Source organism: Neobacillus fumarioli NBRC 102428 (genome assembly GCF_001591485.1).
Taxonomy (GTDB): Bacteria; Bacillota; Bacilli; order Bacillales; family Cytobacillaceae; genus Neobacillus; species Neobacillus fumarioli.
Genome location: NZ_BCUZ01000113.1, coordinates 1 through 8762, shown reverse-complemented (window position 1 = coordinate 8762; position 8762 = coordinate 1). Strand labels below are relative to the sequence as shown.

8 protein-coding genes and 1 pseudogene are annotated in these 8762 nt (G+C 39.8%); 8 read left to right on the top strand and 1 reads right to left on the bottom strand.

Going from position 1 to position 8762, the window contains the following annotated elements; genetic code table 11:
• The first annotated feature begins 238 nt into the window (after window positions 1–238).
• The 7 genes and pseudogenes from chbG to BFU02S_RS13045 all read left to right on the top strand — a co-directional run bounded on the left by chbG (window position 239) and on the right by BFU02S_RS13045 (window position 6980).
• Window positions 239–943 (top strand): chitin disaccharide deacetylase, encoded by a 705-nt coding sequence (gene chbG, locus BFU02S_RS13075; protein ID WP_066371415.1) that lies wholly within the window; start codon window positions 239–241, stop codon window positions 941–943.
• Between the two features lie 188 nt (window positions 944–1131).
• Window positions 1132–3074, top strand: a pseudogene (locus BFU02S_RS13070) (BglG family transcription antiterminator).
• Window positions 3071–3394, top strand: coding sequence for a PTS sugar transporter subunit IIB (locus BFU02S_RS13065; RefSeq protein WP_066371411.1), 324 nt, complete (start codon window positions 3071–3073; stop codon window positions 3392–3394). Before BFU02S_RS13070 ends, BFU02S_RS13065 begins: the two are co-directional and overlap by 4 nt.
• Window positions 3395–3557: 163 nt before the next feature.
• Window positions 3558–3869: a PTS sugar transporter subunit IIB gene (locus BFU02S_RS13060; protein WP_066371407.1), complete on the top strand. Its 312-nt coding sequence runs from the start codon at window positions 3558–3560 to the stop codon at window positions 3867–3869.
• A gap of 12 nt (window positions 3870–3881) precedes the next feature.
• The gene (gene celB / locus BFU02S_RS13055) at window positions 3882–5219 is read left to right on the top strand and encodes a PTS cellobiose transporter subunit IIC (protein WP_066371405.1); all 1338 of its coding nucleotides are present in this window, start codon (window positions 3882–3884) and stop codon (window positions 5217–5219) included.
• Between the two features lie 106 nt (window positions 5220–5325).
• Window positions 5326–5655, top strand: a complete 330-nt coding sequence (locus tag BFU02S_RS13050; protein WP_066371400.1) for a PTS lactose/cellobiose transporter subunit IIA — start codon at window positions 5326–5328, stop codon at window positions 5653–5655.
• On the top strand, window positions 5652–6980 hold the full coding sequence (locus tag BFU02S_RS13045) for a 6-phospho-beta-glucosidase (RefSeq protein WP_066371397.1): 1329 nt from the start codon (window positions 5652–5654) through the stop codon (window positions 6978–6980). Before BFU02S_RS13050 ends, BFU02S_RS13045 begins: the two co-directional genes overlap by 4 nt.
• A gap of 131 nt (window positions 6981–7111) precedes the next feature.
• Here BFU02S_RS13045 and BFU02S_RS13040 read toward each other — a convergent pair whose 3' ends face one another.
• Window positions 7112–7582 (bottom strand): tRNA (cytidine(34)-2'-O)-methyltransferase, encoded by a 471-nt coding sequence (locus tag BFU02S_RS13040; protein WP_066371393.1) that lies wholly within the window; start codon window positions 7580–7582, stop codon window positions 7112–7114.
• A 221-nt stretch (window positions 7583–7803) separates the two neighbouring features.
• Between BFU02S_RS13040 and BFU02S_RS13035 the strand changes: the two genes are divergently transcribed.
• Window positions 7804–8595: a Cof-type HAD-IIB family hydrolase gene (locus BFU02S_RS13035; RefSeq protein WP_066371390.1), complete on the top strand. Its 792-nt coding sequence runs from the start codon at window positions 7804–7806 to the stop codon at window positions 8593–8595.
• The last annotated feature ends 167 nt before the right edge of the window (window positions 8596–8762 follow it).

The window sequence follows — 8762 nt, the reverse complement described above, 5'->3', positions numbered from 1 at the left end:
GGAAAACCTCCGCCTATTTCTTTGTCTAATCGCTATTTTATAAAAAAAAGCGGAATTTTTCCGATTAAGTGAGTACCCTGCTGAAAAACAACAATGAACAATAACAGAGCCTTATATTAAAAATTTCCGTTAACCAGCGGAAATTTTTTGCATGAAGATGAAAATGCTTTAATTATATAATTAAAGTTAAAGAATTTTTAAGCATAGGATTTCCCGATCTTTAAGGAGAGTGCAGATGATGATTAAATTAATCGTAAATGCCGATGATTTTGGTTACTCGAGGGGAGTCAATTATGGAATTATTGATTGTCATAAAAGAGGAATTGTTAATTCAGCGACGATGATGATGAATATGCCGGGAACGACCCATGCGACCCGATTGGCAAAAGAAAATCCTACATTACAAGTGGGGATTCATTTAGTAGTAACTTGCGGTAAACCGCTGTTAAAAGATGTTCCGAGCCTGATCAATGAGAACGGTAATTTTAAACGGCTAAACCAGATCCAAGAAGATTATGATATCAATTTAACCGATTTGGAGCGCGAATGGACAGCACAGATTGAAGCATTTTTGGCATCGGGATTAGTGCCGACTCATTTGGATAGCCACCATCATGTTCATGGGATAAAGGAATTCCACTCTGTTATTCGAAAACTTGCCAATCAATATGATTTGCCTGTCAGATTGACCGAAAACAGAGTAGAAGGGGTTAAACCTTTTACAGATGTATTCTTCGAGGACTTTTACGGGGAAACCATAAGCGATGATTATTTTAACCAATTACCTGAAAGAGTAGCGGATGGACAAACAGTCGAAATTATGTGCCATCCAGCATATTTGGACGATGAAGTCATGAATTATTCATCTTATAACATCATGAGAGTACGAGAAACAGCAATCTTGACATCAGTAGATCTGCCGGATTCTATTGTTTTAGTATAAGAATAGAAAATAGCCTTTTATTTAATAGAAGCGCGGTATTTTTTTGAAAAAACACAATGGTAGAATATCCCTATGAATTTATAGAATGCCATTAAAAAGTGTTTTTATCATGAGTAATTTTTTGCGTAGTTTATCCAGAAGCAGCTACAATAGATATAGATTTTTCTGTTTAAAGGGGGGGATGGGGTGTGCTGAATCCTCGAATGACTGTAATATTGCGACACTTGTTGAAAGCGGAAACAGCGGTGACAAGTGAGTTTTTGGCGAAGGTTCTAGCGGTAACGTCAAGAACTGTTAGGAATGATATAAAAGAACTAGAGACGATTGTCAAAGAGTACGGAGCCTCGATTAAATCAATTAGGGGAACCGGATATGAGCTTGTACTTCATGACGAACAGAATTTTCGCAAGCTTTTGTACGGAATTGTCGAACAGGAAAAAGAAAACGAAGAGATGCCAATTATGCCGGAGGACCGCGTCCACTATATTTTGAAACGTCTCTTACTTGCAGAAAATTACATTAAACTTGATAGTTTAGCAGATGAACTCTATATCAGCCGATCTACACTGCAGAATGACCTAAAAGATGTAAAGACGATTTTCGGGCGTTATGGAATTACACTTGAAAAACGCCCGAATTTCGGCTGAAGGTAAAAGGCGACGAGTTTAAGCTGCGTTTATGCATGGCCGACCATCTCCTTCAAACAATTAAAAGTGACATCAGTTTATCCCACACCGATTTGCCTATTATTTCAAAAGAACATTTAACAATGATCCGAAACGTGATCGTGGAGCGGATTAACACACACAATATCAGACTCTCCGACATAGGTTTAAATAACCTGATTATTCATATCGCCATTGCCTATCATCGGATCAATTCTGAAAAGTATGTAACGATATATCATCACGATTTACTTAAACTAAAAAAGGAAAAACAATATAAAGTAGCTAAGGAAATCATCATAGAACTTGAAAATGTATTAGCTGTTCAATTTCCTGAAACAGAAGTAGGTTATATTACAATCCATTTGCTTGGAACGAAAATGGTAACAGAGTTACAGTTGGATGAACATACGATTCATGAGTTGATTGATCAAGAGATTGATGGTGTTGTTACTAAAATCCTTGAAACGATTGATCGTGAACTTAAATTGGGAATTAAAGATGATCAGGAATTGTACGTGGCCATCTGCCTTCATTTAAAACCTGCCATCCATCGTTATCAGTATGGGATTAATTTGCAAAATCCCTTACTTGAGGAAATCAAATGCAAATATCCGGCAGCCTTCCAGGCAGCTGTGATTGCAAGTATGGTAATTAAGCGGGAATTGGGAATTGAAATCAATGAGAATGAAATTGGCTATTTAGCGTTGCATTTTGGTGCAGCAATTGAAAATGCAAAAAGCAGCAGAAAGGTAAAAAGATGCTTAATCGTTTGTGCGTCTGGTGTTGGCAGTGCCCGACTGCTAGCTTCTAAAATCTATTCAAAGTTCGGTGATCAAGTGGTAATTGCCGGGACAACGGATTATTACAATCTAAATCAAGTTGCACTCCAGACAATTGATTTCATTCTTAGTACCATTTCGATTCCAACAGATCTTCCAGTTGCGGTTATTCAAGTTAATACCATTTTAGGGGGCGAGGATTTTAAAAAAATTGAAATGATGCTAACCGGACAACCTGTTCAAAATCTTCCGTATATGAAAGAAGAATTAACGTTTCTACAAAAGGATTTTGAAAAGAGGGAAGACGTTTTGAACTTCTTGTGCAAGCAGCTGAAGTCTTTTGGGCTTGTGGAAGATGATTTTTTAGCAAGTGTGTTAAAAAGGGAAGAACTACCGCCAACAAGCTATGGAAATTTTGTTGCGATTCCTCATCCTGTGATTCCCCAAACAGACACAACCTTTTGGACGATTTGCACGTTGAAGAAACCGATTGACTGGGGCGGGAAGAGAGTTCAATTTATCTGTTTATTAAGTGTGGAGAAGAATAGCGGGAATGAGCTGCAAACCATGTATGATTATTTAGTCGAACTTATTGATAATTATCAAGTAGTACAGCAGTTAATCAAATGTAAAACTTACAAAGAGCTGGAAGCTGTTTTTTCAACTAATGGAGGAAATAGATGAATATTTTATTATGTTGTTCAGCGGGGATGTCGACGAGCTTATTAGTTTCCAGAATGAAGAAAAGTGCCTTAGAGCAAAATCTTCCATATCACATCTGGGCTGTGCCGATTGATTCTGTGAACAAGGAAATGAGTAAAGCGGATTGTCTTTTGCTTGGTCCCCAAGTCCGCTATATGTTTCCAGAATTTAAGAAACTATGTGATAAAAGAGGAATTCCACTAGGCGTGATTGATACGGCATATTATGGAACTTTTAACGGAAAAGAAGTATTGCGGTTTGCTGAAGATCTTATAAGGAAAAGTGACAGGATCAGCGACTAGCTGGTTCTATTTTTATGTAAAAATAATTTTCGGTAAATTCCGAACAATCATTTCCGTTGTACAACGGAAAAAGGATAGGTGTAAATGTAAGTGCTTTTAAAATACAATGAAGACAACAAGAGCAAGTCAAGAATACCGATCATTAGGAGGCTGAACCAACCAAATGAATATTTTATTATGTTGTGCAGCAGGGATGTCTACAAGTCTATTAGTAGCAAAAATGCAGAAAGCAGCGGAAGAGCAAGGGCTTGAATGCAAAATCTGGGCGGAAAGTGCCGATTCAGTAAGAAATCATATTGATCAAGCAGATTGTCTTTTGCTTGGCCCGCAAGTCCGATATTTGCTGCCACAAATGAAAAAGCTTGGCGAAGAAAGAGGAATTCCAGTAGATGCTATTCATCCAGTACACTATGGAATGTGTAATGGCCCTGAAGTTTTAAAAACGGCCATTACGCTTATTAGCGATCATAAATAAGGAGTGGGGCATATGAACAAGCTATTTCATTACATGGAAAAATATTTCATGCCTGTAGCGGGTAGGCTTGCAGCACAAAAACATCTATGTGCCTTACGGGACGGGATCGCGCTTGCTATGCCAATGATTATTATCGGTTCTGTATTCCTGATTCTTGCTAACTTGCCATTTCCGCATTATTCAGATTGGCTGGCTCACACATTCGGTAAAGATTTTTCAACCAAGTTAGCCTACCCGGTGGATGCAACGTTCAATATGATGGGATTGATCGCCTGTTTCGGTATTGCGTATCGGCTGGCAGAATCTTATGAAATTGATGGCGTAACAGCAGGAGTTATTTCCATCTGCGCCTTCTTGCTAGCCACTCCATTCTCAATTCCGTTCATACCGGTTGGTGCGAAGGAAGCGATTCAAGTAACAGGAGGTATTCCGGTTGCTTTGATGGGAAGTAAAGGGTTATTCGTCGCAATGATCATAGCATTAGGATCTACGGAAATTTATCGTTTTATTGTCAAGAAAAATATCGTCATCAGAATGCCTGACGGGGTTCCGCCAGCAGTATCGAAATCATTTGTCGCGCTTATTCCAGGTTTTATAGTCATTTTCATTGTTTGGTTACTGCGCCTTTGGATTGAAAATACGCATTTTGGCAACCTCCACAATATCGTTGGGGATATTCTTGGCAAACCGCTTGGCGTGTTAGGTACAATTTTATGGGGCTCGATTATTGCTGAGGGGTTAATTTCATTATTATGGGTATGTGGACTTCACGGTGCAAACATTGTCAGCGGCGTTATGGGTCCGATTTGGTTGGGAGCAATGGGCGACAACGCAGCCGCTTATGCTGCACATAAACCGCTGCCGCATATTATTACACAGCAATTCTTTGATAATTTTGTTCACTTAGGCGGTTCTGGGGCAACTTTCGGGCTGGTCATCCTGTTCCTATTCTTTGCAAAGTCGGGACAATTGAAACAGCTCGGCAAACTGGCAATAGGGCCTGGTATCTTCGAAATCAATGAACCGGTTACATTCGGAGCTCCAATTGTCATGAACGCACTATTAGTCATTCCATTTATCCTGGCTCCATTGATGAACGTTGTAGCAACCTATATTGGAATGGACCTTGGCTTGGTTGCAAGACCAAATGGTGTAGCAGTTCCTTGGACAACACCGCCGATCATCAGCGGCTTTTTGGCAACAGGCTCAATTTCCGGCGCTATCATGCAAGCCTTTAACATTGTAATGGACTTCTTTATCTATCTGCCGTTCTTTATGATGTACGATAAAATGTTGAAGAAACAAGAAGTACAAGTGGAAGAACCATCGAAGAATGTAGTATCCATGTAAATTGAAAGAAGTGTTTATTTGAAAAAGGGTCGGCCCTCTTTACCGAAATTTTTTCGGATGGAGCTAGACCCTTAGCTGTTATCAACTTGTGAAAAGGGAGAGACGGATGAAAAACTTCGAAGAAATAATTTTTCAAATCATCTTACATGGCGGCAATGGAAAAAGCTCTGCCATGGAGGCAATCATGGCAGCTAAACAAGGTGATTTCACAGCTGCCCGCCAAAAATTACAAGAAGCCGGCGATGCACTAAATGAAGCACACCATATCCAAACGTCCTTGATCCAAAATGAAGTGAGAGGGGATAAGACGGAAGTCTCTTTGTTATTGGTTCATGCCCAAGATCATTTAATGAATGCGATGACGATTAGGGACTTAGCAATTGAATTTGTCGATCTTTATGAAACTGTAAAACAATCCGGAGGTGTTCGTTCATGAAAAAAGGAGTAAAAATTGTAACAATTGGCGGAGGTTCGAGCTATACGCCTGAATTAGTGGAAGGTTTCATTAAACGTTACGATGAATTACCAGTGCGCGAGCTTTGGCTTGTGGATATTCCTGCAGGCGAAGAAAAGCTGAAGATAGTCGGAAACCTTGCCAAGCGCATGGTGGAAAAAGCAGGAGTTCCAATTGATATTCATTTAACATTGAACCGCCGCGAAGCGTTGAAAGATGCTGACTTTGTCACCACTCAGTTTCGTGTTGGCTTATTAGATGCCCGCGCAAAAGATGAAAGAATTCCACTGAAATACAATGTGATTGGTCAAGAAACAAACGGTCCGGGCGGATTGTTCAAAGGATTAAGAACGATCCCGGTTATTCTTGATATTTGTAAAGACATGGAAGAGCTGTGTCCAAACGCATGGCTCGTTAACTTTACCAATCCTGCGGGGATGGTAACGGAAGCAGTCCTACGTTACAGCAATATTAAGAAAGTTGTCGGCTTATGTAATGTTCCAGTCGGCATTCGTATGGGAATTGCTGAAATGTTCGATGTTGAACCGGAAAGGATTCATGTCGATTTTGCCGGATTGAATCATATGGTCTTTGGTCTGAATGTTTACTTAGATGGTGTAAGCATTCTTGATGAAGTACTTGAAAAAATGGCGAACTCAGACAATTCTATGTCCATGAAAAATATTGCCGCCATTGGCTGGGAACCGGAATTTCTTCGCGGACTAAAGGCGATTCCATGTCCGTACCACCGGTATTATTACAAAACAAAAGAAATGCTAGAAGAAGAGAGGGAGGCGGCGGGTACTGTCGGCACCCGCGCGGAAGTCGTTAAACAGGTGGAAAAAGAACTATTTGAACTTTACAAAGATCCGGACTTGGCGGTTAAGCCGAAGCAGCTGGAAAAACGCGGAGGTGCCTATTACAGCGATGCCGCCTGCAACTTGATCAATTCTATCTACAATGACAAGCGTGATATCCAACCTGTCAATACAAGAAATAATGGGGCAATCGCAAGCATACCGGACGAGTCAGCTGTTGAGGTAAACTGCATTATTACGAAAGAAGGCCCGAAACCGATCTCGGTCGGCGACCTTCCAGTTGCCGTCCGCGGACTTGTCCAACAAATCAAATCATTTGAACGAATCGCTGCCAAAGCCGCTGTCACCGGCGACTATAACACTGCACTGTTAGCAATGACCATTAACCCATTAGTCCCTTCCGACAAAGTGGCCAAAACCATACTGGATGAAATGCTGGAAGCCCATAAAGAATACCTGCCGCAATTTTTTAATAAAGTAGAAGCTTAAAAAGAGAGTTTCGGTGAATGATTTCGCCAGGACTTGTTGTATAAGAACAAAATGGAACGGAAATATCGGAAAACAGGATGAGTTGTCTACTCGTCCTGTTTTTTGAATCTTAAGAAGCAGTAGTTGTTCATTTATTTTAAGTTAGGATATCCTTGCTGGCGCAGAGCCTCATACACCAATATCGCAGCTGTATTCGAAAGGTTCAGTGAACGAACATGATCATTCATTGGTATTCTCATAAAATGATCTTTATTTTTTTCTAGTAAATCTTTTGGTAAACCCGTTGATTCTTTTCCAAATATAAAATAATGTTCCTTCGATCTGTCACTAAAATCAATGGATGAATAGTTATTTTCACCAAAGGTCTCGATATAGTAAAACTCACCTTGATTTTTTGAAAAAAAGTCATCTAAAGAGTCATAATACATGATGTTTACAGACTGCCAGAAATCTAAACCAGCTTGTTCTAACATTTTTTCATCTGTTGAAAAGCCAAGTGGCCGGATCAGATGCAAGGCTGTATCCGTTGCAGCACAGATTCGTGAAATATTTGCCGTATTAGACGGAATTTCCGGTTGATATAGGACAACATGTATTGCCAAGAATGGTCACCTCTATCTTTATTTTCCCCTTCAAATTATAGCACGGAGATGATGATGAAATATACTTGCGCTTCATTCCTTGGGAATAATCGGGAATTTACGGAACCTGCCCACTTTAAATAAAGGATTTTTTCAGGTATTATAGTAGTTGATGTGTTTTAAGTATATAAGGAAAAAACGGAAATTGAAATGTTTGGGTTTCCAATGAATGGAGGAACACCATGAATAAACAAATGATTTTTTTCGATATAGATGGAACGTTGTTAAACCATGAGAAAAAATTGCCGGAATCAACGAAAAAGGCAGTTACTAGATTAAAAGAATTAGGGCATGAGTTGGCGATTGCAACAGGCAGAGCACCATTTATGTTTGAAAATATAAGGGAAGAACTGGGGATTCATACGTATGTCAGCTTTAATGGCCAATATGTGGTCTATAACGGGAAGCCCATTTTTGTAAATCCTTTGGACCAAGAGGCACTTCACTTGCTGACAGAGTTTGCTAAAGCAGAAAACAACCCAATGATTTATCAACATCATAATGGGATGTATGCAAATGTTGAGCGTCATACTTATATTGAACAAGGAATTGGATCGTTGAAGATTGCGGCTGAGCCGATTTTTGATCCGTTATTTTACAAAAATAATCCTGTTTATCAGTCATTGCTTTTTTGTACGGAAGATAATGAAGACGTATATCGAGAGAAGTTTTCCCAGTTTGACTTTATAAGGTGGCATGAATTTTCTATGGATGTGCTGCCTGCGGGTGGTTCCAAGGCGAAAGGTATTGAACAACTGATTAAATATTTGAATATCCCAATGGAATCCGTGTATGCTTTCGGTGACGGACTAAATGATATTGAAATGCTTTCCTTTGTTAAAAACAGCGTCGCCATGGGCAATGCCGAAGAGGAAGTCAAACAGGTTGCGAAATATGTAACAAAAGATGTGAATGAGGATGGGATTTTAAAAGGACTGCAATTAGTAGGTTTATTGGAAGAAGAGGCAGTTTAATGATCTCCGGCGCCGTTTTATGGTGCCGGATTTTTTTTGAATTGGGCTTACCTCAGGATGAACGTAGACCAGAACTCTATCCGTGCAGCAGGAAACAGTGCTTCATCCGAGTTGTGAAGCCCAAAACTAGATGCAAGCAGCAGTAAAACTGTCTTTTATCAAGGTTA